Here is a 26,516-nt window from a genome sequence, read left to right on the forward strand (position 1 = left end):
GATTCCCTGGCGGCTTGACCGCCTTGAAGGGTCGTTCGAGACCAGGACGTTGATAGGCTGGGTGTGGAAGCGCAGTAATGCGTTAAGCTAACCAGTACTAATTGCCCGTAAGGCTTGATCCTATAACCAGTGTGTTTTGCCTGGTGAGTCGATCGCCTTGTGCCAGATACGCACAACCCCAACTACATCCCTATTCGCAGCGTTGACCTCAACCTCAGCGCTGCAACCCCTCATGCCTGGTGACCATAGCGAGCTGGAACCACCCCTTCCCATCCCGAACAGGTCCGTGAAACAGCTCCGCGCCGATGATAGTGCGGATTCCCGTGTGAAAGTAGGTCATCGCCAGGCTCTTATTCCCAAAACCCCTCGACAGCGTGTGCTGCGAGGGGTTTTGTCTTTTCCGGCTCGGAATCTTGCGGGCTCAGTAGTCCGCCAGCTTCTCGCCGTCGACTTCCAGGAGCTGGTCCAGGCGCAGGGTCTCGCCAGTCTTGAGCGTCAGATATTCGGCGCCGCCCAGGCTGTACACGTCGGTAATGGTCTCGGTGCGCTGCTGGAGCAAGCCATCGGCGTCGCGGTAGTGGATCTGCGTGGGCCTGCGCACGGTGGCGAGGTCTTCCAGGCGGTCGTGGAACTCGCAGCTGATCGGGCTGTACTGGGCGGCTGTGCTGGTCATGGCTATGGATCCTGTGTGCTGGTTCATTCGCTGTCTTTCACCGACTGGATCAGGTTGTTGCGCAGCGACGCAACTGCCTTCTGGATCCGGGCGAATTCGTCCGGGGCCAGGCCGGTCGCTCCGGCGAGGCTGGATTCCAGGCGCCGCTCGCGCAGCTTGCGGCCGGCCTTGGTCAGGCGCACACGTACCTGGCGCTCGTCTTCGGGGTCGCGCTGCCGCTCCACATAGCCCATCGCCTCCAGCTTCTTCAGGATCGGCGTCAGGGTGTTCGATTCGAGAAACAGCTTCTCTCCCAGGCTGCCGACGGTCTGGTCGTCCTGCTCCCATAGCGCAACGATGGTGATGTATTGCGTATAGGTCAGCCCCAGTTGCTCAAGGACCGGTTTGTAGGCCTTGCCGAAGGCAAGGTTCGCGGAATAGACCGCGAAGCACAGGAAGTCCGAGAGCATCGGGGTTGCGGCGGGCTTGTCGGTGGGTTTCATTTGCTGCCTCGTTGGCCAAAGACGGATGGATCGCAAGCGTCGATTATAGATCGTATGCGATTTTATCGCAGGTGCGATAACTTTCCGCGGCGGTTCCTGGAGCCCGAGGGAAGGGCGCCCGGAACCGGCAGAGAATCGTGCGCACAATCTGGCCTCCGCGGCGCTACGCGGTCTCAGGCGCGTGCGCCGTCGAGGTAAGGGTCGACCTTGCCGCGGGCGCCGTCGTAGTACGGGCTGCGCGTGCCGTGTACCGAGCGTGCGCCGTCGGTGTACGGATCGGCTGCGCTGGTGACCGAGCGGGCGCCCTCGGTGAAAGGGTCGCGCGCCGAACCGGCGGCTTGCGCGGCGGCGGCGGTCAACAGAGCGGCGGCGACAACGGTGTAGCGGGCGATGGAGATGAGCGTGGTCATGGTATGCATCCTTGTATCAGGTGATGTTTAGTCGTATCCGATTACATCGCATACGACTAATGGGAAATAACGAAAAGGTCAGGGAGTTACGACGTAAACACGTTCAGCGCCACCTCGATATTGCCGCGGGTTGCCTTCGAGTAGGGGCAGATCGCATCGGCGGCGTGAGCGAGTTGCGTAGCGACATCCTGCGGCAGGCCCGGCGCGCGCAGATTCAGGCGTGCCTGCAGGAAGTAATCCGCGCCGGTCTGGCCCAGGTCGACTTCGATGTCCACGGCCAGGTCGGACGGCAGTTCCAGCTTCATCTCCTTGGCCACGAGGCCGACCGCGGCGATGTAGCACGCCGACCAGGCACCCGCGAACAATTGTTCCGCGGTCGGGTGGGGCTGGACGGTCGTGAACACGTGCGCCGGGGTGGTGCTGTTGCCGGGCGACAGCGCGATGTCCAGCGTGCCGTTGTGGCCGCGTGAGGTAACGCCGGCGCTGCTGTGCATGGTGTGGGTCTTGCCGGTGGCGAGGACTTTTTCGATCTTGCTCATGGAATGGATCTCTGGTGGTTGTCAGTTGTATTTGAATCGCATCCGCTTAGATCGCATGCGATGGAATGCATAGTGGAACATGGGGCTTCCCTTGTCAAGGAAAAATATCGTGTGCCCGGAAGAGGGCCGGAAATGCGTCCTTGCCTACGCTTGCGCAGTGCTGTTTGACATCTTAAGACGACTGGTCATATTATTCCGCCATGGCACGCACTGCAGACAAGACCGACATCCCCAACCGTTTGACGAAGGCGGGGCGCGAACTGTTTACGCGCCACGGCTACAACGCCACCGGCATCCAGCAGATCACCGACCACGCCGGCGTGCCGAAGGGGTCGTTCTACAACCATTTCGAGAGCAAGGAAGCGTTCGCGGCGGTCATCGTCGCGCAATACGCGGGTTTCCTGCAGCGGTCGTGGGAGGCGATGATCGATGAGGCGCCGTCTGCGCCAATGGCAGCGATCCGCTATGTCTTTGCCCGGATGATTGCGTACCACGAATCGAGGAAGCTGCAGGCTGGGTGTCTGATAGGTAACTTCGCGGCGGAGATTGCCTTGTCGAGCGAAGTCTGCCGGGCCGCCCTGCAATCCGCGCAACTGGCGTGGCGCGAACGCCTCGCCAGCATGATCTGCGAGGCCCAGGCGCACGGCGATATCCGTGCCGACATAGCGGCTGCCGAGCTATCCGGGCTGGCGTGGGATGCCTGGGAGGGCGCCTTGCTGCGCATGAAGCTCGAATGCTCTGTCGAGCCGCTGCGCCGCAGCGTCGACCTGATGTTTGACCACCTGTTCCAGCCGGCCGCTAACGGCGGTTCTCGCCGCAACAAGCCATAGACCAACTACGGAGTAAGTGATTCATGGGTGTACAGAACGAAGCCTTCCTTGCCGACGCGCTGTTCCAGCCAATCAAGCTGGGCAAGCTCGAACTGGCCAACCGCATGGCCATGGCGCCGCTCACGCGCAGCCGGGCCGACGACAACCTGGTGCCGACCGAAATGGTGGTCGAGTACTACAGCCAGCGCGCCAGCGTAGGCCTGATCATCGCTGAAGCCACCCAGGTCTCGACCACTGCCCAGGGCTACACCAATACGCCGGGCATCTACACCCCCGAGCAGATTGCTGCCTGGAAGAAGGTGACCGACGCGGTCCACGCTAAGGGCGGCAGGATCTTCCTGCAGATCTGGCACACCGGCCGCATGTCGCACACGCACTTCCAGCCGGACAACCAGGCCCCGGTCGCACCGTCGGCCATCGCTGCCAATGCCAAGACCTATATCAATGGCAAAGGCTACGTCGAATGCTCGGTCCCGCGCGCGCTCGAGACGGCCGAGATCGCTGGCATTGTCAACGACTTCCGCACCGCTGCAGCCAATGCCGTCCAGGCCGGCTTCGACGGTGTCGAAGTCCATGGCGCGCACGGCTACCTGCTTGACGCCTTCCTGCGCGATGGCACGAACAATCGCACCGACGCGTATGGCGGCAGCATCGAAAACCGCGCGCGCTTCCTGCTCGAAGTCATGGCTGCCGTGGTTAAGGAGATTGGTGCCGACCGGGTCGGCGTTCGCCTGGCGCCGGTCTCGCCCGTCAACGACGCGCTGGAGAGCAACCCACAGCCACTGTTCGAACATGTCGTGCGTGAACTGGAGAAGCTGCATCCGGTGTATATCCATGTCGTGGAAGGCCACACCGGCGGCCCGCGCGACAACGCCCCGTTCGACTATGAAGCGCTGCACCGTCTGTACACCGGCGTATGGATGGTCAACAACGGCTACTCCAAGGAAATGGCCGAAGAGGCGATTCGCCGTGGCAGTGCCGACATGGTCTCGTTCGGCCGCAAGATGATCACCAACCCCGACCTGCCGCGCCGCTTCCGCGAAAACAAGCCGCTGAACCGTCCGTTTGAAGACGCGTCGCTGTACGGCGGCAACGGTGCGCACGGCTACGTCGACTACCCCGAGCTGGGCTGACGCGGGCTCCGGCCAGCAAAAAAGCGCCCTTTGGAGCCGGGAGAAATACGTTCCAAAGGGCGCGTAAGCGCGTTTGACGATGGCTGCCTGCCTGAGGCAGGCTCGCTATGCGCGGGCTTATGCCAGGGCGCCATCAGTATAAACGTCGAACTTGCGCGCGGGATCTGCCGATACCCCGCTGCGGTCCATGCCGGCCAGCGCGCCGTCGGTGTAGATGTCGAATTTGCGGGCAGGGTCGGCCGACACACCACTGCGGTCGAGGCCGGAAACGGACTGCTCGTTGATGGGTGAAGCCTCAACGCGAGTACCGTCGATGAAGACGTCGAAGCGGCCGGCCCGCGCAGCTTCGCTATAGACGTCGCGCATGTCGACGCGGAAGGTGTAGCCGGACTTGTCGCCGGCAGGAGCGCTGTCGCGGGCGGCGGCATGGGCAATGCCGGCAGTGCAGGCGACTGCAATCGCGGCGGTGGCGAAGATCGTGTTGGCGAGCTGGCGGATCATGGCGGTACTCCGATTTGCGGTAAGGAGGGCAGAACGCGGCGGGCGTCCTCTCGCTTATACGCAGAAGCTGTGCCACCGGATGCGGACCGACAAAAATGGAGTCGCAGCCCCGTCATCAGCGAATTCCGCCCGGCTGGCGGAGCAAATGTTGGGCAGAAACAAACTTGCGGCGTATCAGCCGCCCACCCAAACCAACAGCTTCAGCCATCAGCCGCTTCTCGCGCCGGCATCCCCGCCTCCAACTGCTCCCGACAACGTCATGCTCGCCAGGCCAGTGCGGGCATTGCCCGCGCTGATGGACGGCGCCAACGCCATGCTCCCCCTGTAGAATCGGCTTCCACGCAACCCTGGAACGTCCCGCATGGACTCTCACGCCCCGGATCGCGGCGCGCTGGTGCCGCTTGCCTATCACGCAACGGTGGTCGACTACCTGCGCCGCCATGAGCCCGAGGTCTGGCGCTGGGCCGGCGCCCGCGCGACCGGCGCCGATCACCGCGAGGCACTGCGCTCGATGCTGCTGCGCGACACCTACCGCATCGAGGCGGACGCACATGCCGACGTGCACGCGGCGCTGGCCGAGGCGATGGCGCGCCTCGGCATCGACGCCCCCGCGACGCTTTACCAGTCGCCGGGCCATGACATGAACGCGTCGCTGGTCTACGTGCCGGGCGAGGTCCACATCATCCTGCAGGGGCCGCTGTTGGATCGGCTGTCGCCGCCGGAGCTGCTGGCGGTGTTCGGCCACGAACTGGCCCACTACCTGCTGTGGTCGCGCGACGACGGCCAGTTCCTGGTGGCCGACCGCATCCTGAACGACGCGCTGGCCGCGCCCGGCGCCAGCGCCAGCCATCGCGAGACCTGGCGCCGCTACGCGCTGCACACCGAGCTGTTCGCCGACCGCGGCGGCGCCGTGGCCGCCCGTGCGGTGGCGCCGGCCGTGTCGACGCTGGTCAAGGTGCAGACCGGGATCGGCAGCGTGGACGCGGCCGCCTACCTGCGCCAGGCGGCCGAGATCGAGGCCCACGAAGCGGGCGCGAGCGCCGCCCACAGCCATCCCGAGACCTTTATCCGGGCGCGCGCACTGGCGCTGTGGTGGGAGGGCGCGGCCGATCTCGATCCATGGATCGAAACCCGGCTGCACGGCCCGCTGGCGCTGGAGAAGCTGGACCTGCCGGGCCAGATCCGCCTGCAGGCGCTGACGCGCGGCTTCCTGGCCCACTTCCTCGCCGGCACGCCGCTGGCGAGCGAGGCAGTACTCGCGCAAGTGCGCATGATGTTCCCCGACTGGCGCGACGACGAACCAGCGATCGGCCCCGAGGGGTTGGGGCCGGACGTGGCCGACGACAGCGTGCGCGGCTACCTCAACGCGCTGATGATGGACCTGGCGCTCGCCGACCCCGACCAGCAGGACGCGGCGCTGCTGCGCGCCGGCCAGGTGGCGCAGGCGCTCGGCAGCCTGGAAGCGCTGCATGGCAACCTGCGCCGCGACGCCGGCTTCGGCAAGCGCGAGCTGGACCGCTACCAGCGCCAACTCCACCGCGAACTGGCCAGGGAGGGCCGGGCATGACTGACAGCACGACCCACGGCACCAATACCATTCCGGATATGACCGGCAGCGGGGAGCCGCGCATGCTGCGCGCCCTGATCGAGGCGCAGGCGGGCGCGGCGCTGCCCACCGACGACGTCCTGGTGCTGGTGCTGCCGCTGTTCGCGCAGGTTGCCACGCTGCACGCGCAGGGCAGGGTGGCCGCGCTCGATCGCGACAGCATCCTGGTGGACGAGGATGGGGCGCTGCGCCTGCGCCGGCCCGATGGCGAGGCGCCCGTCATGGACATCGGCGCGGTGCATCGCGTGCAGCCGCATCCGGCCTCGGGCCTGAACATCGTCGGCGCGCTGCAGCTCGGCCATGCCGACGACGGACAGCGCGACCAGGCCGACCTGGCGCTGCAGCTTGACGCTACGGCGCCCGTCGCGCGCCCGGTCTACCTGCCCGGCCCGGCCAGCTGGGAACGGCTCGTCGGCCACCACGACGAAATCGGCGACATCTTCCTGCTCGGCATGGTGCTGGCGAGCCTGGCCTGCGGCCTGGACTTCGCCGACGAGGACGACCTGCGCAGTTTCGTGGCGCATCGCCGCAACCTGTTCCTGCTGCATGAGCGCTTGCATCCGATCGTCGCCGCGGTGATCGTCGAGATGACCGAGATCAACCGCCACGACCGCGCCACCGATGTCGCCGCGCTGGCGACCCGGCTGCGCACGTGGCGCGACCAGCCACTCGGCCTGGACGTCGAGCGTGCGCTGGCCGGCACGACCGGTGCCACGCCGCGCCGCGCCGCCGTGCTCACGCACCTGCGCGACCGCCTGTTCGATCTGTCGCGGCGCAACCGCCTGCTGCATTTCCGTCCGACCGCGGTCAGCGTCAACGTCACCGTGGCCAGCGTGCCGCTGATGCTGCAGATCGAAAGCGTGCGGCCCGAGCATATCTGCACCTGGGGCGGACCGTTCGCAGCCGACCTGGTGGCGGGCAAGCCGGTGTCGCTGCAGCGCTGGCTGCGCTTCGACGACCAGCCCTACCTGCCGGCGTCGCTGGACCGCCTGATCGCCGAGACCCGCCGCGACCGCGCCGAGTACGGCTTCAGCAACCTGCGCCTGGTGGTGGCGTTCCTGCGCTGGCACAACCTGAAGGAGGCGCCGGACGAGCGCATCGTGACGCCGCTGCTGTGGCTGCCGGTGGAGCTGGTCAAACGCAAGGGCGTGCGCGACCAGTACGTGATCCAGTGCGCGGGCGGCGAGGCCGAGTTCAACCCGGTGCTGCGCCACTACCTGAGCCAGCTGTACGACATCCGGCTGGATGAGACGGTGGATCTCGGCAAGACCTCGCTCGAGGAGATCCATGCCGGCATCCTCGCGCAGATCCGCCGCTCGGAACCGTCAGTGGAGCTGCGCCTGGTCGACAAGGCCGCGGTGCGGCTGGTGCGGCAGAAGGCGCTGCAGCGGATGCAGCAGTTCCAGCGCCGCAAGCCGGGCCCGGCCGCCGCGCGCACCGGTGGCTGGCTGCCGCCGTACAGCTATGCGCAGGACGACTACCGGCCGCTGGGACGCGCGCTGTTCGAGCACTGGGTGCGGCCGAGCGAGCTGCCGCAGCGCTTCGAGGCGGGCGCCGCACCGGGCGCCGGTCCGCGCCAGCCGCACATGAGCGGCCCCGCCGCCGCGGAAAGCGACGAGCGCCAGGGCTACGTGCTCGAGGAGTCCGAAGGCCACCGTTATGCCTGGGACCTGGACCTGACGCAGGTAACGCTCGCCAACTTCAACTACCGCAAGATGTCGCTGGTGCGCGACTACGCGCAGTTGCTGGACGAGCCCGGCGCCAATCCGGCGTTCGACCGCGTGTTCTCGATCGATCCGCGCGATGTGGAGACGCAAGCGCCCGCGCCGCTCGCACCGGCCGAGCAGTGGAACGTGGTGGCGGCCGATGCGACGCAGAACGCCGCGGTCGGCCTCGCGCGCAGCCAGCGCAGCTTCATCATCCAGGGCCCGCCGGGCACTGGCAAGTCGCAGACCATCACCAACCTGATCGCCGACTACGCGGGCCGCGGCAAACGCGTGCTGTTCGTCTGCGAGAAGCGCGCCGCGCTCGACGTGGTGTTCCACCGGCTCAAGCAAAGCGGGCTGGACTCGCTGTGCTCCCTGATCCACGACTCGCAGACCGACAAGAAGGCCTTTATTGCCGACCTGCGTGCCTGCTACGAGCAGTGGATCGCGCAGCCGCACGATGGCGACGCGCTGGCTGCGCGCCGCACGCAGGTCGTCGAGGCGCTGGCCGCATACCAGCAGCGCATCGACGCATTCGAGTCGGCGATGGCCAGCGCGCCCGAGGCACTCGGCGACAGCGTGCGTGCGTTGCTGCGCCGCGTGGCCGCGTTGCCCGCTGTGCCCGAGGCAGGGCCTGCGCTGCGCGAGCGCCTGCCGGCGCTGGCCGCCTGGGACCGTCAGCGCGATCTCGCGCACCGCGTGCACCGCGCGATGCGCGAGCGCTTCGGTGTCGACAGCCTGGCCGCGCACCCGTTCGCGCGCCTGTCGCCGCAACTGCTGGCCGACGAGCGCGCCTATGGCCGCGCCGAGCAGCTGTGCCATGACGCCGAGGCGCTGTTCGATGCGCTCGACCCGCTGCTCGACAGTACCGCCAGCCTGACCGGCCAGGACACCGCGCTGGAGCAGGCACGCGCAATCGCCGCCGACAGCCAGTGGCTGCTCGACACGGGCCTGGCCGCGCATCTGGACCTGCTCGATGCGGCCTCGCCGGCGCAAGCCGCGCTGCGCGAGATCCGCGCGGAGCTGGAGTCGCGCGCACAGGCACTCGCCGACGCGCAAGCCGCAACGTCTAACTGGCAGGACAAGCTGAGCCCCGGCGATACCGAATCGGCGCTGGCGCTCGCGCGGCGGCTGGAGCCGTCGTTCGCGCGCTGGCTGCAGCCCGCATGGTGGCGGCTGCGCGGCGAACTGAAGCGCCGCTATGACTTCGGCAAGCACGCCGTCCATCCGGGCTACGGCAAGGTGCTGGAAGCGCTGGCCGCTGAGCACGCCGCGAGCGCCGCGCTGGCGGCGGCCGATGCCGACAGCCGCCGCCGCTACGGGGTCGGCGAGATGCGGGCTTTCCTGCGCGCGCTCGGCGAACTCGAGCGGCGCCTGCAGTCGGGCGCAGGCCCGCGCGAACTGGTCGCGCACTTGCGCCAGGCTGTCGACCCGGTCGCGGCGGCGCGCGCCGAGGCCGGTGCGCGCGAGTCGCTGGAGAAGCTCGCGCAGCGTGTACGCGACGGGCTGGCGCTGGCCGCCGATGCGCGCCTCGGCGACATCGCCGAACTGCTGCGCGACCTGCGCGAGGCGCTGGACGACCTGCCAGACCTGTTGCCGCTGTTGCGCGCGGTGCATGCGGGCGACCCCGCCTGTGCCGCCACGCTGCAGTGGCTCGATCACGCACCGGTGCAGCTCGAGGCGCTGGTCGCCGATGAGGCACTGCGCCGTCTCACGCGCGAGAACCCGGTGCTGGCGCGCTTTGGCGGCGCGGCGCTGGCGCAGGCTGCGCGCGCCGTGGCGCAAGGGCAGCGTGAACTGCTCGCGCTGAACGCGCAAGTGGTTCGCGCCACGCGGCACCGGCAGTTTGCCGAGCACGTGCGCGTGTCCTCGCTGTCGGCCACGATGCTGGATGCCGACGGCAAGGCGTTCAAGAAACAATACGCCACGGGTCGCCGCGAACTGGAGCACGAGTTCGGCAAGAGCATGCGCCACCGTTCGATCCGCGATCTCTGCGACGACGAGACCGGCCTCGTCATCAACGACCTGAAGCCGATCTGGCTGATGAGTCCGTTGTCGGTGTCCGACACGCTGCCGCTGTCGCCTGATCTGTTCGACGTGGTGATCTTCGACGAGGCCAGCCAGATTCCCACCGAGGAAGCCGTGCCGGCGCTGAGCCGTGCACGCCAGGTGGTGGTGGTCGGCGACGAGATGCAGCTGCCGCCGACAAGTTTCTTCACGGCCGGCGGTGCCGAGGGCGACGACGAGATCGTCGTGGAAGAGGAGGGCGAGCGCATCGCGATCAATCTCGATTCGGACAGCCTGCTGAACCAGGCCGCGCGCAACCTGCCCGCCACGCTGCTGGCGTGGCACTACCGCAGCCGTCACGAGTCGCTGATCAGCTTTTCCAACGCGGCGTTCTACGACGGGCGCCTGGTCACCATTCCCGACCGTTTGCTGGAGCAGGCCGAGGACGAGGCGCCTGCGCTGCGCTCGGACCAGGAAGATGCCGACATCGCGGGCGCCGACGCGCTGCTGGCGCGGCCGGTCAGCTTCCACCGGCTGGCCGACGGCGTCTACACGGACCGCCGCAATGCGCAGGAGGCGAACTACATCGCCCGGACCGTGCGCGAGCTGCTGCGGCGCGAGACCGGGCTGAGCCTGGGCATCGTGGCGTTTTCAGAGGCGCAGCAGGGCGCCATCGAGTCCGCGCTCGAGGCGCTGGCCGCCGAGGACGCGGACTTCGCGATGCGCCTCGAGCGCGAGTACGTGCGCGAGGACGACGACCAGTTCAACGGACTGTTCGTCAAGAACCTGGAGAACGTGCAAGGCGACGAGCGCGACGTGATCATCCTGAGCATCTGCTACGCGCCGGGGCCGGACGGCAAGATGCTGATGAACTTCGGCCCGATCAACCAGCGCGGCGGCGAGAAGCGGCTGAACGTGATCTTCAGCCGCGCGCGCCATCGGATGGCGGTGGTGTCGACGATCCAGGCCGAGGCGATCACCAACGTGCACAACGATGGCGCGGCCGCGCTGCGTGCGTTCCTGCAGTTCGCGCAGGCCAGCGCGCGCGGGCAGTTCGAACGCGCCCAGTCGGTGCTCGGCGCGCTGAACCCCGGCGCGCGCGACGCCTTCACGCGCGAGGCCACGCCGGACAGCGTCCGCGACGCACTGGCCGAGGCGCTGCGTGCGCGCGGCCACCAGGTGCACGCCAACGTCGGCCGCTCGCAGTTCCGCTGCGACCTGGCCATCGCCGATCCGTCGGGACAAGGCTACGCGCTGGCGATCCTGCTCGATGCGCCGTCCGAGCCGGTGACGGACACCGCCGAGCGCTATGTGTTCCGCCCCGGCGTCCTGCGCGGCTTCGGCTGGCGGGTGCTGGACATCCCCGGCAAGGACTGGCTCGACGATCGGGACGCGGTGCTGGCCCGCATCGAGGCCATGCTGGCCGATGGCGAGGATCGCGCGCTGGACGTGGAGGTCGAGATGCCGGTGCCGTTGGCGAAGCCGGCCGCGGCGCAGGATCCGGCGTCAACGGGCGAGGCCCGGACGGACGCGGCGACGGCATCGGCTGCGCAAGCGGAACTGGTTCGGAGCCTGCGCTTCGAACAGGGCACATCGCGCAAGTTCTGGCGTGTCAGCGTACGCGGGGCGGAGCTCTCCGTCACCTACGGCCGCATCGGCAGCACAGGGCAGACCAGCGTGAAGACCTTCGACAGCGCCGAGCGGGCACGGCGCGAGGCGGACAAGCTGGTGTCGGAGAAACTGCGCAAGGGCTACATAGAGGCGTAGCGCCTGGACAGGGCACAGGAGGCGGCACTACTAGCCGCCTTCGTCCTTGGGCCAGAAAGTAATGAGGATATTGGACGGTGCAACGCCGTTTTCGTCGCGCGGCAGCGGGTCGGATCGCTGCACCGCGCGCAGCACGGCGTTGTCCCAGGCCGCATTGCCGCTTGACTTGGCGAGCCGCGTCGACAGCACCGAGCCATCCGGCGCCATGCCCACGGCCACCACCGCCGCCGGATTGCCGCTGACGTCTTCATTGAAAATGATGTTCGGCTTGACCCGCTGCCGGACCCGCTCGGCATAACCGGACGAAGGCTTGGTGCCGGAGCCGGAGCCGACCCGTGTTCCCGAATTGCCCGCCTGCGACCGCAATCGCGCCAGTTCGCCCTGGCGCTGGGCATTGTCGGCCTGGCGCTGCGCTTCCGTCGCCTTGCGCTGCGCCTCCTTGCGGGCCGCTTCGGCACGGGCCTGGTTCTCGCGCTGCCGTGCTTGTGCCTGGTCGCGCGCGGCCTGCTCGGCCTTGCGCTGCTTTTCCTGCAGCGAGATGTCGGCGTCTTCCTCTTCGACCGGCTTCGGGCTTGGCGCCGGCGTGATTGCAGGCGCTGGCGTTGCGGCTTCCGGGATCGCCTCCCACAGTTCGGCCGCGATACCCTCCGGCGCCGCGCTGCGCCAGCGCACGCCATAGTAGAGCAGGGCACCCAGCAGCAGGTGCATGAACAAGGCCAGCAGGAAGCACCTCAGGGTGCCCCGTTCAGGCACTGGCTGATAGGGATAGGCGACGGTCTGCATGGATCGCGCGCCTTGCCGCTGCTCGTTTTGCGCTTGCTCTCCTAGGTACCGCCAGTTCCGCCGGCGGACGCATCCACGTGCCGCTCCAGTTTCAGATACGAGTCAGCCGCGACCAGGCCGAACACGATGTGGGCAATGGCGGTCACCCAGCCTCGCGCTTCGGCAAACCATGGGAAGACGGCAGTCATGCCGTGAAAATTGACCAGGTACAGGACCAGGCCGAACAGCGCCCCCACCACCGAGGCCATGCCGACGCTCGAATCGAAACGGAACGGCGCCATGATCGCTGCCAGGATCACCGCGAACACGACAGAGAGCACGAAGTGGACCACCACGGCCGCTACCAGCACGCTCATCTGGAAGGTGGCAGCTTGCGCCAGCACATCAGGGCCCAGCATGATGGCCGCGATCATGGTCAGCGGCTTCCAGACGCTGGCCCCCATCAGCATGGCCGCCAGCAAGTCGAGCACCAGGAATACCACCCCGGCGACGAGGCCCGCCAGCGCCGCCGCACGCCAGTCCGGCCACCGGTGCGTGTAGCGATGCGATTGCATATGAAGTTCCATGACATCCTCCTTTGATGCGGCAGAAACCAGAGCCGCTTTCCAAGGCGCAACTTCATTCTATGGGGTGCAACCGCATCAACCAAGCGCAGTCAACGCTGCAAAGCATCGAGCTGGCGTGGCAGGGCGCCAGTGTCTCGTCAAAGGCTCATGACAGGACACTAGCCCTTCGTAAAGATCTCCAGAAAGTGCTTGCTCGGATCCTCGAAGTAGATCCGACGGCCGCCATCGTCGGTGTTGACCTCGCCTGGGCGGCGGCGGTACGGGTCCGCCCAGTAGGTCAGGTTGCGCGCGCGGACGCGGGCAAAGCCCTGATCGAATTCGGCGTCGCTGACCAGGAAGGCATAGTGCTGCAGGGCAACATCGCCCTCCGCGTCCATGAAGTCCAGGGTCACGTCATTGTCCAGCCGCACGCCGAGAAACGGCCCGAACGGCTCGGCCGGGGGACGTCCGAGGATCTCGCAGAGGAAGTCGGCGGAGACCTTCTTGTCGTGAGAAAAGACGATGGTGTGGTTGAGCTGGATGGCCATGCCGCAATCTCCGGGAAGGATATGTGCAAGGAACGGCGAGCAAGCCGGCCGGGGACGGCCAGCCGGCCGTCACGCAGAAGCTGGCGTGCGCCACGCTTGCAGCGTAGCCAGCGCGGGCAATGACGGCAACCTTGCCTTGCAGGCCAGGCTTGGCTGGCGCATCCCTTCAGGCGTGGCGTTAGCGCCTGAAAGTCCGGCCGGGTCAGATGCATCCTGCATGGCTTCACTTCCAACCATCCGCCCCGTAGCCACCATTCGGCCATCACCAAACGCGATGGCACGCTCGCCATTTATTGCTTTACGACACCCTTCACCTCTTTCATCCTCATCGAATCACGGCTTGCTGCTTATGCTTCACAACTGGTGGCATGCCGCTTCAAAGGAGACATGAATTGAAAGGTATCAAAGGGAAGGCATTGCGTCTTCTCCGTACTGGAGGCTTGGTTCCGGCGCTAATGATAAGCGGCTCAGGCTGGGCGAGTGGGTATCCGGTGAAGCCGGTGACACTGATCGTTCCACAAGCGCCTGGTGGTGCCAACGATGCCGTGGCGAGAATCGTGGCGCAAAGACTCGGTGCGGTGCTGGGCCACCCCATTGTCGTCGACAACCGGCCGGGCGCCGGTGGCAATATCGGCATCCAGGTAGCCGCGAAGGCACCGCGCGACGGCTACACGCTACTGCTGACAGTCGGCAGTTCGTTCACCATCAACCCGTCGCTATACCGGAAGATTCCGTTTGATCCGGTCAAGGACTTCGAGCCGATTACGCTGGTGGCAACGGCGCCGTACGTGCTGGTCACGAACCCCGCAATCCAGGCCAGGTCTGTCCACGATCTGATTGGCCTGGCCAGGTCGAAGCCAGGAAAACTGGACTATGCCTCCGCGGGCAATGGCACGCTGAATCATCTGCTCGGGGAAATGCTGAAGGCAAAGGCTGGCATCGATATTACTCACGTTCCGTACAAGAGCGCAGCGGCAGCGGCTACTGACGTGGTTGCCGGCCAGGTTCCCATAACGTTCGGCAGCTTGCCAGGCGTGATGCCGTTCGTGAAAACGGGGCAACTCCGCGTACTTGGCGTGGCCACAGAGAAACGGTCAAGACTGATTCCCGAGGTGCCGGCGATAGGGGAGGCCATTCCCGGGTACAGCGCGGTCTCCTGGTATGGGTTGCTTGCGCCAGCCGGTACGCCAAAGGAAATTCTTGCCCAGCTTCATGCGGAGGCCACCAAAGTCCTGAATAGCAAGGACGTGCAGGACAAGCTGGCCGCGCAAGGAGCAGAGGCCGCATCCAATACGCCAGAGCAGTTCCGCGTTCTGATCAAGGACGATCTGGTGAAATGGGCGAAGGTCGTCAAGGACTCGGGAGCACAGGTCGATTGAGTGACGGGGGGCGAGACAGTCGGCGTGTCCATCGGGCCGGACGGCATGTCGGCCCGCCTTGCTATCCCCGCTGCCGTTTGCTGCGACATTCTTTCTGGAGCCGGGCCTGCTTTACCTCCGTGGTCGTCTCCGTTTGCGCCCGTTGATCGGGCGCTTTTTCCCGCCACAGATTGGCGCTATGCAATGCAGGTGTTCCAATGGCGAAACCCTTCAGCGGCTGCCCTATTCAATTTCCACCACATCGACAACCTGGTGCTGATTTTTGTAGCGAACTTCCTGGCGCATGACGAATCGCCGGGCGGGACAATACCAGTCGGTCATGTCGAGCACCGTCGGCTCCAGTTCGATATCCGTATCGACCAGCCGAAAGCGGCCAGGATCCACGAACTTGGTATATCGGATCGGCCAGCAGAGGAGGGTGCCGGTGGCAAGCTTCAGGCGCTGCAGCGGACCCACCGTCCGCTCAGACAAGGTCAGGCGAACATTGGAACCAACGAAATCAGAGACCGTGGTGCCGGTGCGGCGATCCACAATACGAAAGTCGTAGCGGGACGCAAACGTTTCCGCCGGGAGTACCTGGCCCTCTGTCAGCGCCGGCGGATACAGCAGCAGTCCGTTCGAGTTGGTACTCATTTCCCCGACCAGCTCGGTGTACTGGCCGTGGGCCTGAACGCGTGCATTGAGGCTGCGCACGACTGGCTGTCCCGAGCGTTCGTCAATCACGAGCCGGTGACGCTGCACGGTCTCGACGGGCGGCCCCATCAAGCGCCGGAGGGCGGACCTGGAATAGATGTCCAGATCGAACGAGCAAAGGTCGCGCTCGAAGTCGTTGACGTTGCGGAAGAAGGCAATGGTTGTCATCGGCGTCAATCCGTCCGCTTCGAAGCGGATCCGTCCGCCGTCATGGACATAGGGCGCATCGCATATCTGTCCGGCGTGCACGCGGTGCGACGCGGTCCCGAGCAGACCGCCTGCGGCGAGCCAGGCCGCGGCAAGCGAACGCCAGACTGGGGCCGCTCGTATCTTCATCACGGTTCGTTTCAGCATTCGAGTGGGAGTTCAAGTGTGTAGGCGCGGTGGAGTCATTCCGCGCCGGCAAGGCTCTATCATGCTGGATAATGAGCAAAACTGTATCCTTCATCTTCATGAAAAGAGGTGTGACAAATGATCCAGATCCTGGGAATTTCCGGCAGCCTGCGGGCACAGTCGTACAACACCGCACTGCTGCGGGCGGCGCAGGCTGAGGCGGGCACGCAGGTCCGGCTTGATATCGCCACCCTGCATGGCATTCCGCTTTACGATGCGGATCTGGAGGCGCGTGAGGGCTTGCCTGCCGCCGTGGTGGCGTTGCGCGAACAGGTCATGGCGAGCGATGGCCTGATTCTGGCCACGCCTGAATACAACAATGGCATCCCCGGGGTCTTCAAGAACGCTATCGACTGGCTCTCGCGGCCGGCCGGGGATATTCCCGTGGTCTTCGGCAATCGCCCGGTTGCGGTGCTCGGCGCCTCGGCCGGGGGCTTCGGCACGGTGCTGGCACAGAACGACTGGCTGCCGGTGCTCAAGACGCTGGGCACGCGGCACTATACCGGCAACCGGCTGCTGGTTGCGCGCGCCGGCCAGGTATTCGACGCGCAGGGCGAACTCACCGATGCCGGCATGCGTGCGCGGCTCAGGGAGTTCGTTGCCGGCTTCGCCGCGTTCGTGGAGGGCCCGCGCGCGGGCTGAGCATAATCGGGCCGGTGCATCCTTGCCGCGCGCCATGATTCGCGCTTCGCGTGCGGCCCCAAACTCAAAGTGGCGCCAGCACCCGCAGGACGATCTTGCTCCCTTCCGGGCGATTTCTTGCGCCCCATTCCTTGTATGCGTTCAGCAAGACCTGCCAGCCATCACCTTGCACCAGCAGTCCGGGCCCCGCGCCGAACACGCGCTCGCGCGAATCCGCCTGGCGGATGCCGTCGATGCGGTCCTCGCCGAGCTGCGTCAGCATGTAGCTCGCCACACCTGCCCGCAACCCCGATGATGCTGATGTGCTCGAGAAATCCCGTGAACAAAAGCATGCGCTGTGCGCCTTTCTGGTTCCAGAAGTCATAGAGGACCACTGCAGTCGCCAGCGTGAAGGCCGCCAGCAGGAGGGCGGCAATCCCGGTCTGGTAGCCGGCTACGATGGCCAGGCCACATGTCAGCTGCACGAGGATGGTCAGCGACAGCACCAGGCGCGGGAACGGCAAGTTGCGCGAGCGCACTTCGTCCAGGCCGTGGCTGAAGAAGATCAGCTTGTTTGCGCCGCTCAGCACGAACATGAAGGCAATGAACAAGCGGCGCGAAACGAGATAGTAGTCGGCCATGCCGGCTCCCGTCTGAACGGTGTTGGGTGAGAAGGAAGAGGGATGGCGCCCCGCGCAGCGCGAGGCGCATGATGGAACGGGCCGGCATGCCGGCCCGCCTGCACGTCAGGTGCGATCGTAGGAGAACTGGATGCCCGCGGTGCCGCCGGTCTGGATAAAGAGATCCATGAACGCCGGCACGGTCTCGCTGCGCGACCAGTCGCGCTGTAGTTCACAGAACAGCTGCGGCACGCTGATCATCTTGCCGCCGGCCTGTTCGATGCGACGCAGCGCAGCCTCGTGCGCGGCCACGGAAGTTCCGCCCACTGCATCGGCCACAACATAGACTTCATAGCCTTCCTTGAGCGCGTCCAGCGCCGGGAAGGTAAGGCAGGCTTCCGTCCACAGCGCGGTCATGATCAGCTTCTTGCGGCCCGTTGCCTTCACCGCTTCGCGGAACTCAACGTCTTCCCAGGAGTTGATGGTGGTGCGGTCGTAGGTGGGGAAGTCGCCCAGCACCTTCTGCAACTGCGGGATCGGCGGCTTGTTCAGGCCGGTCTTCACATTGACGGTGGAATGCACGATCGGCAGTTTGTACGCCACGGCGGCACGCGAGGCGCGGGCACCAGCACGGCAAGCCTGCAGGCCGCGATGGCGGCGATGAAGAGCGACGGCGCCGCGGTGGGCTACAGCGTCGCATACCCAGTCGGCGTGGCAGGGCCGATCCTGTTTCTGTATGCGCTCACCGCGCTGCTCAAGCCGAATATCGTGCGGCCGCCGCCAAAGCTGATCGAGACCGCCGAGATTGCGCTGACGAACCCGGCGTTTATCGGCGCGCGGCTGTCGGAGGTGGTAGCGCGCCTACCGGACGGGGTGGCGATTGCCGCCGTGCGTCGCGCCCACCACAACCACCCCTCCGCCGACGACCTGGTCCTGCAGGCCAACGACGTGCTGCTCGCGACCGCCACTGACCCGGCCATGCTGCGTGAAGCCACTTCGCTGTGCGGGGAACTGCAGCCGGGCCGCATGACAAGCCATCGCGAAGACCTGGACTATATGCGCGTGTTCGCCTCTAGCCGGCTCGTGGTCGGGCACACGCTGCGCGATATCCGCTTTCCCGAAGGCATGGTCTGCTCGATCGCCCATGTGCGGCGCGGTGATGCGGACCTGATGCCCCGCGATGACCTCACCCTCGAGTTCGGTGACCGCGTCGGCCTGCTGGTCAATCGCGCCCACATGAAGCCGATTCGCGCGCTGTTCGGCGACTCCATCAAGGGCACCGCCGAGCTGAGCTTTATCTCGATCGGCATCGGCGCGGCCCTCGGGCTGCTGGTGGGGCTGATCCCGGTGCCGATTCCGGGCGTCGGCACGCTGGCGCTGGGGCTGGCGGCGCTGCTGCTGGTCGCCCTCATGCTCGGCCGGGTGCGCCGTCTCGGACCGTTCGTCTGGACCATGCCGCTGTCGGCCAACCTGGTCCTGCGCAACTTCGGGCTGACCATCTTCCTGGCACAGGTGGGCATTGCATCCGGGCCGAAGTTCTTCGCCACCATCGGCGTAACCGGGGTGTCCTTCCTGATCTATGGCGTGGTGATCCTGCTCGCCCTGCTGCTGATTACTGCGATTTTCTGCCTCTGGGTCTTCAGGCTGCCGTTCGACCTGGCGGTGGGCGTGATCTGCGGCGCCACCGGCAATCCCGCCATCCTTGCCTTTGCCAACCGCGTCGCGCCCACCGACCGGCCCGACCTCGGCTACTCGATGATCTTCCCGTCAATGACCATCGTGAAAATCCTGTTCGTACAGGTCGCCGCCACACTGGCTGGCGGATAGTGCAGGGCAACCTGGGCGAAGCGCGCCATGCGATTCGCCGCGGAGACACATCATGGAAATCGCCGTCTTCAGCGCAAAGTCCTACGATCGTCAACATCTCGATGCCGCGAATGCGGCCGAAGGCCATCAGCTCAAGTACTTCGAAGTTCCCTTGGACAATGAGACGGTGGGCCTCGCCGCGGGCCACGGCGCAGTGTGCATCTTCGTCAATGACCGGGCCGATGCGACCGTGCTGGAAGCGCTCGGACGCGGCGGCACCAAGCTGGTCGCGCTGCGCTGCACGGGGTTCAACAACGTCGACCTGAAAGCCGCGCAGGCGCTCGGGATCAAGGTGGTGCGCGTTGTCGACTACTCGCCCAACGCGGTCGCCGAGCACGCGGCGGCCCTGCTGATGGCGGTCAACCGCAAGATCCACCGGGCCTACAATCGCACGCGGGACTTCAATTTCTCGCTCGAAGGCCTGATGGGCTTCGACCTGTGCGGCAAGACCGTGGCCGTGATCGGCACCGGCAAGATCGGGCGCGTGTTTGCGAAAATCATGGTCGGGTTCGGTTGCAACGTGATCGGCTACGACAAGTACCCGTCCCCGGAATTCGAGGCCCTTGGTGGACGCTACGCGGACGAGGGAGAAATCGGCGCAAGCGCGGACTGCATCTCGCTGCATTGCCCGCTCACGCCCGAGACCCATCACATCATCAATGCCGAAACGCTGTCGCGCGCCAAGCCGGGGGCCTTGCTCATCAACACTAGCCGCGGCGGGCTGATCGACACGGAAGCAGTCATCGAAGCGCTCCGGAGCGGGCAACTCGGCGGGCTGGCGATCGACGTGTACGAGCAGGAGGCGGGCCTGTTCTTCCGCGACCTGTCCGGCATCATCGTCGACGACTCCGTGCTGCAGCAGCTAATCACGTTTCCTAACGTGATCGTGACCGGGCACCAAGCCTTCCTCACGCGCGAGGCCGTGACGACCATTTGCGAAACAACCTTGCGCAGCGTGACGGAGTTCGAAAGCGGCAAGCCGCTCACGAACGAAGTCGGTGCCGGTTGAACACGGCTGTTGGCCTCAAATCGTGCCGCGCTAATGGCTTAAACCGCTCCCCGAAAAGCCCACGGTCGGGAGCAGGGCGCATGAAGAAGACTTCGGGAAATTCAAGCCGCTCGAAGGGAATAGGGCAGCAAGGTCAAGGAAGCCAAAGCCGCGATGACCCTGGCGTGGTGGAAATTCTTGCATCGACTTCAACGTTGCGAGCCGTCCTCCGTGGTTCCGCAATGCGCCTGGCTGCCCGCTCCGGCGAATGAACTTGCGAGCGAGCTACTACAAGGCAATTTGCATCAGCGTCCCGACATCGGCTGGGGGACGGTTGAGTTCCTGCGAGCGCATTACGGCAGGCGGCAGGTCAGAAAGGTTGATTGGCGCGAAGCCGAGGCGCGCGAAATAGCCGGATGCGGTCTTGGTCTGCAACACTATTGATGCGACCCCTTGCAGCCGGACGTCTGCCACGATTGCGGAAAGCAGAAGCTCGCCGAGACCTGCAGACCTTGCGCGCTGCGCAACAGCCAGTCCTCGAAGAAGTCCTGTTTCCCCATAGCGCTCCACGCCGGCACATCCGAGGAGCCCGGCATTGTCGCGGACCATGATGAAATGGGTGATATGTTCGCGTACCCCCTCGACGCAAAGTGAGGAAGCACGCAGGAGGGCCTCAACCTCAGGCCAATCCTTCTCAGTCGCATAGCGGGGACGCATGACATATTCCTTCATGCAAAGTTCGTCCCGTCATCCTACTTTTGCCGGGATGCTTCCGCCCGTAGGGATTCTTCTTAAGTAGATTTGCTATCTCCCGGAAGCAGTCTGGCCGGCATGCCGGGAAGACAACATTCTTGCTCTTCAGCGGAGTTCTTTTGCGATGGCATGCGAGCGCGAAGTCCCTTGCCTGCGTCAGCCGGTGGCCCGACATGCGAGATGCCGCCCAACGTATCGCTGTTGGGACAGCATGAACTGGCTAGTTCCAGATGAGCGTGGCTTCTTGCAGCAAGTGACCAGGCAGGATGTAGTCGCCGTGCTTGATAGCGAGTGCCTCGAGTTCGCACAGACAGTCCTCGGATAATGCCGTCATGTCGAACCGGCAGTAGAGGTGTCGCTGTCGGAATGTGAGTTTTTCTCCGCGGAGCCCTCTGGCTAGCGCATCTGCAGACTCCACACAGACATGTTCGATGGTTCGGAACTGTACGACGATGCCGCGCTGTTGCCCAAGTCGTCCGAGTTCGAGCGCGTCTTCCCACGCGGTTTCATAGTCTAGATCGACAGTACTATCTACGCGCGAACTGATGTGCTCAAGCGCGCTTGCTCGATCACGTGCGACGTATACGCTCATAGGGGAGTCTCCCCGATGGGGTCTTTGTGGAGAAAAATATATTCCGAAATCGGGGGCTGGGCAACCCCAATCGTACATGCCTTCGCAGCCCAGTTATATCCCGCGCAATCGACCGGAGTCGGTTGGGCCGCAGCAGCCGGGCGGCTCGGCGCAGTGTCAGGGCCCGCACTGGGTGGCTACCTCCTGAGCCAGCAGTTTCCTAACACGTTCAACTTCATGGTGTTTGCCATCCCCGGCGTGGTGGCCGCGATCGCGGTCTTCCTAATCTCGGATCACGGCAAGAGGGAGTCAGGCGTCGTGCGGGTTCTGGCCGGCTCTGCCGATTGATGACGCTGGCGATATTCCTACAGTATTTGCGGAGACATTAATGACCAATAGCAATTCATGCGCATGGGAAGGGCGGATCTTCTCGAACGGTTGGGTGCCTGGCACTGGCAGCGTTGCGGACGTCGTCGAGCCGTCGACGGGGAAGATCCTGGCGACGATCGGAATCGGCCTTGCGGATGATATCGACCGGGCAGCTAATGCCGCGCAGCGTGCGCAGCCAGGATGGGCGTCCACAAGCTTCGATAAACGCGCTGAAATCCTCCGCGAAGCCGCGCGCCTATTGAAGGCGCGGGCCGACGAGATCAACGGATGGAACGTCCGCGAGTGTGGCTCGACGGCGGCGAAGGCAGAATGGGAGCTGCACGCTACCTACGAGCAGCTGCTCATGGCGACGGCAATGCCGATGCAACCCGAAGGCGCGCTGTACGCATCGGCGATGCCTGGCCGCATGAATATCCCACAGGCCCAGGATGTCGCGCGTGCCATCCGGCAGCACGCCCAAGGCCAGGTTGACGGCCTTGTTACGTACCACGCCGTCCTCACGCATCTTGACACGGTGGCGTGGGATATCGACCCGCAGTGGACCGTCCTCGGTCAGGACAGTCTACTCCGCCCAGGGCGCGCTCAATCAGGGCCTTTTTGAATGCCATCGAGGCGTCTTGAACCGCCTCGGCAGGCATCGGACCCATTTACGAAATGGGCAATCAGGTCCTCGGGAATGGGGCGGCGGTTCACGGTTGGCAGCCTGACTGGTCGTGGTTTTTAGTGGCATACATGCTCCTTGGTGACATGTTATGCCTAAACACAAAATTTCTGACGGATCCATCGGTTGCCCTAGTGATGTGACGCACTTTCGCTTTCAGGAAGACCCAGCCCTTGGTACTGTCGGTAGGACCACCAGGCGAGAAGCACGGATACCAACAAGCACACCAAAAGCGGAGCCAGACACAACGATCAGGCCAGTCTGGCAACCAATCGTGCAGACGCCGCTCGCAAAGCTACAGACGGCAGCGACGATAAAGGAAATCTGTCCGCGTATGTAAGACCACGGCCTTGAGCATGGCGATGAGGATTGCAACGAAGCGCGAGCTGGCGATTGCGAGGGTGTTGCGTCCGCTTGGGACGGCTCCCCTCACGCTTAAGCAAGCTGAGACTGCTGGCAAATTGCTTGGAATCCATTGGGCCACGGTTTATCACTTGCGCCGGCGCTTTCTCGCGGATCCTGTGGCGAGCGCATTGATACCTTATGACCGAGGCCCAAAAGTGGGAAAGCCGCGTCTACCAGCGACCATCGAGGAAATCGTGAATGAGGTCCTGACCGATTGGCTGCCGCGACAGCCTCATCTCGCTCATCCGCTCTTCGAGCTCGACGTCGAAATTCGGAAGCGATGCGCAGGGGCAAGTGTTAGTCCGCCAAGCAGATCTACCATTTCGCGACGATGGGCCGCCCATCGGAAAGAGGACGCCCTTCGGCTCGCAACGCAGCCGGGCTCTGAGATTCCACCAGGTCATCTTGTGGCGCGCTGTCCGATGGATATTGTGCAGATTGATCACACGCTGGCCGATCTGATCCTGGTTGATGATGCGAGCCGACGCCCAATTGGCCGGCCATGGCTAAGCATAGCCCTCGACGTTTCGACAAGATGCGTCGTCGGCGTATATGTCGGGATGGATCGCCCTAACGCCATGGTGACGTTCGGCGCACTTTTGTCCCATCCCGCTCACCGACTTGGGTCTCGAACTACTGTAGCAATTGGTTTCCGTCATTTCGGACCGCGCCACTGTCGCTCTGGATTCTGGCGGCGAGGCCATGGCCCCGGAAGAACCGGTCTTGGGGTGCACGGTCTGATTCCTGTCCCATCAAGCTCAGTTGCACATGCGAGGGATGCCGCACGGAACGGCGCATCCCACCTCTGCCACGCTCACAAGGAAGTGAGATGGGTCCAATTGTTCAACGGTGCGCCATTGTGTAGCGCCCCTGTCGGTTATGGACCTGAATTCGGTGAAGAGGCGGGAGAAGGCCACTGTGAATGACGATCTGAAGTTCGGCTTGACGGTGCTTGCTGTGCTAGGGGTCGTAATCTTTGCGACCACCCAAGCCATAAGTATGGACATGAGCATTGCCGATCTGGTTGTGCAACTGGTGCAACATGCCATTGATCTGCTACGCCATCTGTTCATACAGGTGCGCGCGGAGAATCCACCTCACAACTTGGCTTAGCGGTCATGGGCCTCTTCTCCAGGATATTTGCGCCAAGTCCCAGCAGGTGCATGGCCTTTCAGTAGTTGTCGCGCTCAGGATCATTAGGCTGACGCCCGACCACTTCCAGCGGTTGCCACTGCCCGCCTACAATAGCCACTCGGGGAACTTCGCCGCGGGCGATTGGACGCCAAGAACGGGAATACATCGGCTGTCGCTCGACACGGCTTGGCTTGAGAGGGCTGACGAGTCGCTTGATTTTCCGGACGGCGACGACCCGGACTCAAACGCGTCGTAACCGCCGTAGCACCCTTTCGACTGCCGACAGGTGCTCCGGCGATGCGTGGGCAATGGCCTGGAATGCGGCCGCCATGTCCATATGCACGCGCAGATCGATATGCCCGGCCATCGCGCAGCAGGCGCTTGACCATGCGGATCGCATCGGCAGGATGTCGGCGATGGCGTGGGCGAGTGCATTTGCATCCCGCATCAGGTTGTCGCCCTCGGCAACTGCGGAAACCAGGCCGATCCGTAGCGCCTCGCTGGCGTCGATTGGCGCGGCGGTGAAGGTCATCTCCATCGCCTTGGACAGGCCGAGCAATTTCGGCAGGCCCCATGAGCCGCCATCGCCGGAGACGATCCCGAATTGGGCGAACGTTACGCAGAAGGTGGCATGCGGGCTGGCGAAACGGATGTCGCAGTAGGTGGGGATGTCGGCTTGCTGCAAGGCCAGCGGCACCGCTGTACGGTATCGCGATATCGCAACTGCACGTCTTCGGGCGTGCCTGCGGAAAAGCCTTCGCGCCGGGCCATCTGGCCCAGGTCGCCGCCGGCGCAGTAATGAACATTCCTACCGCGATAGGGAATGAGGTAAAGCGTCAAGGTCTCGACATTGGCGGAAATAGCGATCCGCAACACTTGCTGCGGCGCAGCGCATGACAGGAAACGTTGTAGAGCAATCATTAGTGATGGCGCCATCGCAGAATACGATGGCGGACCTCCGCACTTCGATATATATAGGGAAGGACGGTCGGTCGAGCGTAAGTTTCCAAGATTCCCACCTTGAGTTGCTCGAAGTGAGCATGCATCTTCCCCATGAAGGTTCTCGTGGGGACGACGAGCTACCGGGGGGAGCTGCCAGCAACTATGCGTATTGCTACAAAACCGCTCAACGCATATGCAATCAGTGGTGCTAGCGGACACTTTGCGCCGTGCTTCAGAAGCCCTCGCATTTCGTGGCGATGGCACGCCCGGGACCGGCCAGCCGCGCAGAACGCCCTCCAGAGGTTGACGGAGAGCTATTAGGGACATACAAATTTGCAAGTATTGCCAGCCGTACCCGCAGTGCAGCAGGTATGACCAAGCGTGTTTGGGCCGTGCAAATTCTTGTACCCGGACGCGCATCTACGAGGAGCCCAAGATGAGCAAGACCTACAAGCGTCTGGACAAGAGCCAGGCGGCGGTATTGATGGTGGATCATCAGGCCGGCCTGCTGTCGCTGGTGCGCGACATTGAGCCGGACAAGTTCAAGAACAACGTCCTCGCGCTGGCGGATCTGGCGAAATACTTCAAGCTGCCGACGATCCTGACCACCAGCTTCGAAGACGGCCCTAACGGCCCGCTGGTGCCGGAACTGAAGACGATGTTCCCCGACGCGCCGTTCATTCCACGCCCTGGCCAGATCAATGCCTGGGACAATGAGGACTTCGTGAAGGCTGTCAAGGCAACGGGCAAGAAGCAGTTGTTGATCGCCGGAGTGGTGACCGAAGTCTGCGTGGCGTTTCCCGCGCTATCTGCGATCGAAGAAGGATACGATGTGTTCGTCGTGACCGATGCGTCAGGGACATTCAATGAAGTGACGCGCGAATCGGCATGGCACCGCATGGCCGAAGCCGGTGCACAACTGATGACCTGGTTCGGCGTCGCTTGCGAACTGCATCGCGACTGGCGCAACGACATCGAAGGGCTGGGAACCTTGTTCTCGAATCATATTCCGGATTATCGGAACTTGATTACGGCATATACGACCGCGAAGGGCGGAAGATAACGCAATCCGCCCACGATCAGCCATCAAAGAAGAACGCGATCAGGCCACGCGAGCCTTTGACAGGCGACGAGATTCGAGCGACCGTTGGCGTTGGTAGATAACCCGGTCAGCTTCATCGCTGACCACAACCACACTGTTGTTCGAGTGCAGGTCGATTTCACTAAACTTGTTCATGCCGGCCTCCTGTGCGTCACGTCGGTATTCGCAATTCGACTCTACGCCAGCCGTTCGACCCGAACGGAGGGAGGCTGGCTATATGATTATCAGAACCTCTTCTCGCCCCGCTGGAAACGAGAATGGCTGAGTCCGTCGGCCGACGGTCTGCGAGGTTCACGACCGCCGCCTCGAGACCATCCCTTCGTCCACAGCGGCAATCTCAATGCTGTGATCAGTCGGATCGGGCGAGGAGCGGTCCGGCGTCGCGAACGCTACCAACACCTTGCCGACACGCCACGGTCGCGGAGTTAGTGGCCGCCAGTCATAGAATTAGCGGTCCTCAACAGCAAT

Annotated in this window: 26 protein-coding genes, 2 rRNA genes and 3 pseudogenes; 14 read left to right on the forward strand and 17 right to left on the reverse strand. The window is 64.4% G+C overall.

From position 1 onward, the window contains the following. Together C265_RS15530 and rrf are read left to right on the forward strand one after the other, a co-directional pair. Positions 1–122 (forward strand): 23S ribosomal RNA (locus C265_RS15530); the annotation flags it as partial. Positions 123–235: 113 nt separating this feature from the next. Further along, a 5S ribosomal RNA gene (gene rrf / locus C265_RS15535) occupies positions 236–348 on the forward strand. Positions 349–421: 73 nt separating this feature from the next. On the opposite strand, the gene C265_RS15540 is transcribed toward rrf, so the two are convergent. From C265_RS15540 to C265_RS15555, 4 genes are all read right to left on the reverse strand, one after another. Further along, positions 422–673: a hypothetical protein gene (locus C265_RS15540; protein WP_010811758.1), complete on the reverse strand. Its 252-nt coding sequence runs from the start codon at positions 671–673 to the stop codon at positions 422–424. 23 nt (positions 674–696) lie between these two features. Beyond that, positions 697–1,155 (reverse strand): MarR family winged helix-turn-helix transcriptional regulator, encoded by a 459-nt coding sequence (locus tag C265_RS15545; protein ID WP_010811759.1) that lies wholly within the window; start codon positions 1,153–1,155, stop codon positions 697–699. A 173-nt stretch (positions 1,156–1,328) separates the two neighbouring features. Beyond that, positions 1,329–1,565, reverse strand: a complete 237-nt coding sequence (locus C265_RS15550) for a hypothetical protein (RefSeq protein WP_011615217.1) — start codon at positions 1,563–1,565, stop codon at positions 1,329–1,331. An 86-nt stretch (positions 1,566–1,651) separates the two neighbouring features. Continuing rightward, entirely contained in the window at positions 1,652–2,104 is a 453-nt protein-coding gene (locus C265_RS15555; RefSeq protein ID WP_010811761.1) for an Ohr family peroxiredoxin, read from the reverse strand. Between the two features lie 200 nt (positions 2,105–2,304). Here C265_RS15555 and C265_RS15560 point away from each other — a divergent pair, with 200 nt between their 5' ends. After that, a complete protein-coding gene (locus C265_RS15560) occupies positions 2,305–2,934 on the forward strand; it encodes a TetR/AcrR family transcriptional regulator (protein WP_010811762.1) in 630 nt (209 codons plus the stop codon). Between the two features lie 23 nt (positions 2,935–2,957). Beyond that, positions 2,958–4,067, forward strand: coding sequence for an alkene reductase (locus C265_RS15565; RefSeq protein WP_010811763.1), 1,110 nt, complete (start codon positions 2,958–2,960; stop codon positions 4,065–4,067). 117 nt (positions 4,068–4,184) lie between these two features. Here C265_RS15565 and C265_RS15570 read toward each other — a convergent pair whose 3' ends face one another. Continuing rightward, positions 4,185–4,568 (reverse strand): hypothetical protein, encoded by a 384-nt coding sequence (locus tag C265_RS15570; RefSeq protein WP_010811764.1) that lies wholly within the window; start codon positions 4,566–4,568, stop codon positions 4,185–4,187. Positions 4,569–4,929: 361 nt separating this feature from the next. Here C265_RS15570 and C265_RS15575 point away from each other — a divergent pair, with 361 nt between their 5' ends. Further along, the gene (locus C265_RS15575; RefSeq protein ID WP_010811765.1) at positions 4,930–6,135 is read left to right on the forward strand and encodes a M48 family metalloprotease; all 1,206 of its coding nucleotides are present in this window, start codon (positions 4,930–4,932) and stop codon (positions 6,133–6,135) included. Further along, positions 6,132–11,654: an AAA domain-containing protein gene (locus tag C265_RS15580; RefSeq protein ID WP_010811766.1), complete on the forward strand. Its 5,523-nt coding sequence runs from the start codon at positions 6,132–6,134 to the stop codon at positions 11,652–11,654. Before C265_RS15575 ends, C265_RS15580 begins: the two co-directional genes overlap by 4 nt. A 30-nt stretch (positions 11,655–11,684) precedes the next feature. On the opposite strand, the gene tolA is transcribed toward C265_RS15580, so the two are convergent. The 3 genes from tolA to C265_RS15595 all read right to left on the reverse strand — a co-directional run bounded on the left by tolA (position 11,685) and on the right by C265_RS15595 (position 13,530). Continuing rightward, complete coding sequence (gene tolA / locus C265_RS15585) at positions 11,685–12,437, reverse strand: cell envelope integrity protein TolA (RefSeq protein ID WP_010811767.1); 753 nt, start codon at positions 12,435–12,437, stop codon at positions 11,685–11,687. Between the two features lie 41 nt (positions 12,438–12,478). Further along, positions 12,479–13,003, reverse strand: coding sequence for a hypothetical protein (locus C265_RS15590; protein ID WP_010811768.1), 525 nt, complete (start codon positions 13,001–13,003; stop codon positions 12,479–12,481). Positions 13,004–13,161: 158 nt separating this feature from the next. Further along, positions 13,162–13,530: a VOC family protein gene (locus C265_RS15595; RefSeq protein ID WP_010811769.1), complete on the reverse strand. Its 369-nt coding sequence runs from the start codon at positions 13,528–13,530 to the stop codon at positions 13,162–13,164. A 392-nt stretch (positions 13,531–13,922) separates the two neighbouring features. Here C265_RS15595 and C265_RS15600 point away from each other — a divergent pair, with 392 nt between their 5' ends. Further along, on the forward strand, positions 13,923–14,909 hold the full coding sequence (locus C265_RS15600) for a tripartite tricarboxylate transporter substrate binding protein (protein WP_037024407.1): 987 nt from the start codon (positions 13,923–13,925) through the stop codon (positions 14,907–14,909). Between the two features lie 222 nt (positions 14,910–15,131). Here C265_RS15600 and C265_RS32860 read toward each other — a convergent pair whose 3' ends face one another. Then, positions 15,132–15,956, reverse strand: a complete 825-nt coding sequence (locus C265_RS32860; protein WP_231881401.1) for a hypothetical protein — start codon at positions 15,954–15,956, stop codon at positions 15,132–15,134. 117 nt (positions 15,957–16,073) lie between these two features. Here C265_RS32860 and C265_RS15610 point away from each other — a divergent pair, with 117 nt between their 5' ends. Then, positions 16,074–16,637: an NADPH-dependent FMN reductase gene (locus tag C265_RS15610; RefSeq protein ID WP_010811772.1), complete on the forward strand. Its 564-nt coding sequence runs from the start codon at positions 16,074–16,076 to the stop codon at positions 16,635–16,637. Positions 16,638–16,701: 64 nt separating this feature from the next. On the opposite strand, the gene C265_RS32865 is transcribed toward C265_RS15610, so the two are convergent. The 3 genes and pseudogenes from C265_RS32865 to C265_RS15620 form a co-directional block, all read right to left on the reverse strand. Next, on the reverse strand, positions 16,702–16,872 hold the full coding sequence (locus C265_RS32865) for a transporter (protein ID WP_246840223.1): 171 nt from the start codon (positions 16,870–16,872) through the stop codon (positions 16,702–16,704). Beyond that, entirely contained in the window at positions 16,799–17,257 is a 459-nt protein-coding gene (locus C265_RS31430; protein ID WP_010811774.1) for a DoxX family protein, read from the reverse strand. Before C265_RS31430 ends, C265_RS32865 begins: the two co-directional genes overlap by 74 nt. A gap of 105 nt (positions 17,258–17,362) precedes the next feature. After that, a pseudogene (locus C265_RS15620) lies at positions 17,363–17,851 on the reverse strand (hydrolase); the annotation flags it as partial. Here C265_RS15620 and C265_RS15625 point away from each other — a divergent pair. Both C265_RS15625 and C265_RS15630 read left to right on the forward strand, forming a co-directional pair. Continuing rightward, a complete protein-coding gene (locus C265_RS15625; RefSeq protein ID WP_010811776.1) occupies positions 17,813–19,063 on the forward strand; it encodes a TrkA C-terminal domain-containing protein in 1,251 nt (416 codons plus the stop codon). The pseudogene C265_RS15620 and the gene C265_RS15625 sit on opposite strands and share 39 nt — an antisense overlap. Before the next feature lie 52 nt (positions 19,064–19,115). After that, entirely contained in the window at positions 19,116–20,111 is a 996-nt protein-coding gene (locus tag C265_RS15630; RefSeq protein ID WP_010811777.1) for a 2-hydroxyacid dehydrogenase, read from the forward strand. Positions 20,112–20,378: 267 nt separating this feature from the next. Here the strand turns inward: C265_RS15630 and C265_RS15635 are convergent, their stop codons facing one another. Further along, a complete protein-coding gene (locus C265_RS15635) occupies positions 20,379–20,822 on the reverse strand; it encodes a GNAT family N-acetyltransferase (RefSeq protein ID WP_011615230.1) in 444 nt (147 codons plus the stop codon). 241 nt (positions 20,823–21,063) lie between these two features. After that, the gene (locus C265_RS31435; RefSeq protein ID WP_010811779.1) at positions 21,064–21,435 is read right to left on the reverse strand and encodes a hypothetical protein; all 372 of its coding nucleotides are present in this window, start codon (positions 21,433–21,435) and stop codon (positions 21,064–21,066) included. Between the two features lie 15 nt (positions 21,436–21,450). On the opposite strand from C265_RS31435, the gene C265_RS33190 reads away from it, so the two are divergent. Both C265_RS33190 and C265_RS15640 read left to right on the forward strand, forming a co-directional pair. Beyond that, a complete protein-coding gene (locus tag C265_RS33190; protein ID WP_010811780.1) occupies positions 21,451–21,762 on the forward strand; it encodes an MFS transporter in 312 nt (103 codons plus the stop codon). 40 nt (positions 21,763–21,802) lie between these two features. Then, a pseudogene (locus C265_RS15640) lies at positions 21,803–22,201 on the forward strand (aldehyde dehydrogenase family protein); the annotation flags it as partial. Positions 22,202–22,219: 18 nt separating this feature from the next. Here the strand turns inward: C265_RS15640 and C265_RS31445 are convergent. After that, positions 22,220–22,534: pseudogene (locus C265_RS31445) on the reverse strand (transposase); the annotation flags it as partial. Positions 22,535–23,788: 1,254 nt separating this feature from the next. Between C265_RS31445 and C265_RS15645 the strand changes: the two are divergent. Beyond that, entirely contained in the window at positions 23,789–23,983 is a 195-nt protein-coding gene (locus tag C265_RS15645) for a hypothetical protein (RefSeq protein WP_081050336.1), read from the forward strand. Positions 23,984–24,245: 262 nt separating this feature from the next. On the opposite strand, the gene C265_RS32870 is transcribed toward C265_RS15645, so the two are convergent. After that, positions 24,246–24,689, reverse strand: coding sequence for an enoyl-CoA hydratase/isomerase family protein (locus C265_RS32870; RefSeq protein WP_231881402.1), 444 nt, complete (start codon positions 24,687–24,689; stop codon positions 24,246–24,248). Between the two features lie 693 nt (positions 24,690–25,382). On the opposite strand from C265_RS32870, the gene ycaC reads away from it, so the two are divergent. Next, a complete protein-coding gene (gene ycaC / locus C265_RS15655; protein ID WP_010811785.1) occupies positions 25,383–26,009 on the forward strand; it encodes an isochorismate family cysteine hydrolase YcaC in 627 nt (208 codons plus the stop codon). A gap of 39 nt (positions 26,010–26,048) precedes the next feature. Here the strand turns inward: ycaC and C265_RS33075 are convergent, their stop codons facing one another. Beyond that, positions 26,049–26,183 (reverse strand): hypothetical protein, encoded by a 135-nt coding sequence (locus tag C265_RS33075; protein WP_256375520.1) that lies wholly within the window; start codon positions 26,181–26,183, stop codon positions 26,049–26,051. Between the last annotated feature and the right edge of the window lie 333 nt (positions 26,184–26,516).

Source organism: Cupriavidus sp. GA3-3 (assembly GCF_000389805.1).
Taxonomy (GTDB): domain Bacteria; phylum Pseudomonadota; class Gammaproteobacteria; order Burkholderiales; family Burkholderiaceae; genus Cupriavidus; species Cupriavidus necator_D.

Bases quoted from the DNA above. Each gene is read 5' to 3' on its own strand.
- C265_RS15540 (WP_010811758.1), bottom strand. From the start codon at position 673: ATGACCAGCACAGCCGCCCAGTACAGCCCGATCAGCTGCGAGTTCCAC.
- C265_RS15545 (WP_010811759.1), bottom strand. From the start codon at position 1,155: ATGAAACCCACCGACAAGCCCGCCGCAACCCCGATGCTCTCGGACTTC.
- C265_RS15550 (WP_011615217.1), bottom strand. From the start codon at position 1,565: ATGACCACGCTCATCTCCATCGCCCGCTACACCGTTGTCGCCGCCGCT.
- C265_RS15555 (WP_010811761.1), bottom strand. From the start codon at position 2,104: ATGAGCAAGATCGAAAAAGTCCTCGCCACCGGCAAGACCCACACCATG.
- C265_RS15560 (WP_010811762.1), top strand. From the start codon at position 2,305: ATGGCACGCACTGCAGACAAGACCGACATCCCCAACCGTTTGACGAAG.
- C265_RS15565 (WP_010811763.1), top strand. From the start codon at position 2,958: ATGGGTGTACAGAACGAAGCCTTCCTTGCCGACGCGCTGTTCCAGCCA.
- C265_RS15570 (WP_010811764.1), bottom strand. From the start codon at position 4,568: ATGATCCGCCAGCTCGCCAACACGATCTTCGCCACCGCCGCGATTGCA.
- C265_RS15575 (WP_010811765.1), top strand. From the start codon at position 4,930: ATGGACTCTCACGCCCCGGATCGCGGCGCGCTGGTGCCGCTTGCCTAT.
- C265_RS15580 (WP_010811766.1), top strand. From the start codon at position 6,132: ATGACTGACAGCACGACCCACGGCACCAATACCATTCCGGATATGACC.
- tolA (WP_010811767.1), bottom strand. From the start codon at position 12,437: ATGCAGACCGTCGCCTATCCCTATCAGCCAGTGCCTGAACGGGGCACC.
- C265_RS15590 (WP_010811768.1), bottom strand. From the start codon at position 13,003: ATGGAACTTCATATGCAATCGCATCGCTACACGCACCGGTGGCCGGAC.
- C265_RS15595 (WP_010811769.1), bottom strand. From the start codon at position 13,530: ATGGCCATCCAGCTCAACCACACCATCGTCTTTTCTCACGACAAGAAG.
- C265_RS32860 (WP_231881401.1), bottom strand. From the start codon at position 15,956: ATGCTGAAACGAACCGTGATGAAGATACGAGCGGCCCCAGTCTGGCGT.
- C265_RS15610 (WP_010811772.1), top strand. From the start codon at position 16,074: ATGATCCAGATCCTGGGAATTTCCGGCAGCCTGCGGGCACAGTCGTAC.
- C265_RS31430 (WP_010811774.1), bottom strand. From the start codon at position 17,257: ATGGCCGACTACTATCTCGTTTCGCGCCGCTTGTTCATTGCCTTCATG.
- C265_RS15625 (WP_010811776.1), top strand. From the start codon at position 17,813: ATGCACGATCGGCAGTTTGTACGCCACGGCGGCACGCGAGGCGCGGGC.
- C265_RS15630 (WP_010811777.1), top strand. From the start codon at position 19,116: ATGGAAATCGCCGTCTTCAGCGCAAAGTCCTACGATCGTCAACATCTC.
- C265_RS15635 (WP_011615230.1), bottom strand. From the start codon at position 20,822: ATGAAGGAATATGTCATGCGTCCCCGCTATGCGACTGAGAAGGATTGG.
- C265_RS31435 (WP_010811779.1), bottom strand. From the start codon at position 21,435: ATGAGCGTATACGTCGCACGTGATCGAGCAAGCGCGCTTGAGCACATC.
- C265_RS33190 (WP_010811780.1), top strand. From the start codon at position 21,451: ATGGGGTCTTTGTGGAGAAAAATATATTCCGAAATCGGGGGCTGGGCA.
- ycaC (WP_010811785.1), top strand. From the start codon at position 25,383: ATGAGCAAGACCTACAAGCGTCTGGACAAGAGCCAGGCGGCGGTATTG.
- C265_RS33075 (WP_256375520.1), bottom strand. From the start codon at position 26,183: ATGAACAAGTTTAGTGAAATCGACCTGCACTCGAACAACAGTGTGGTT.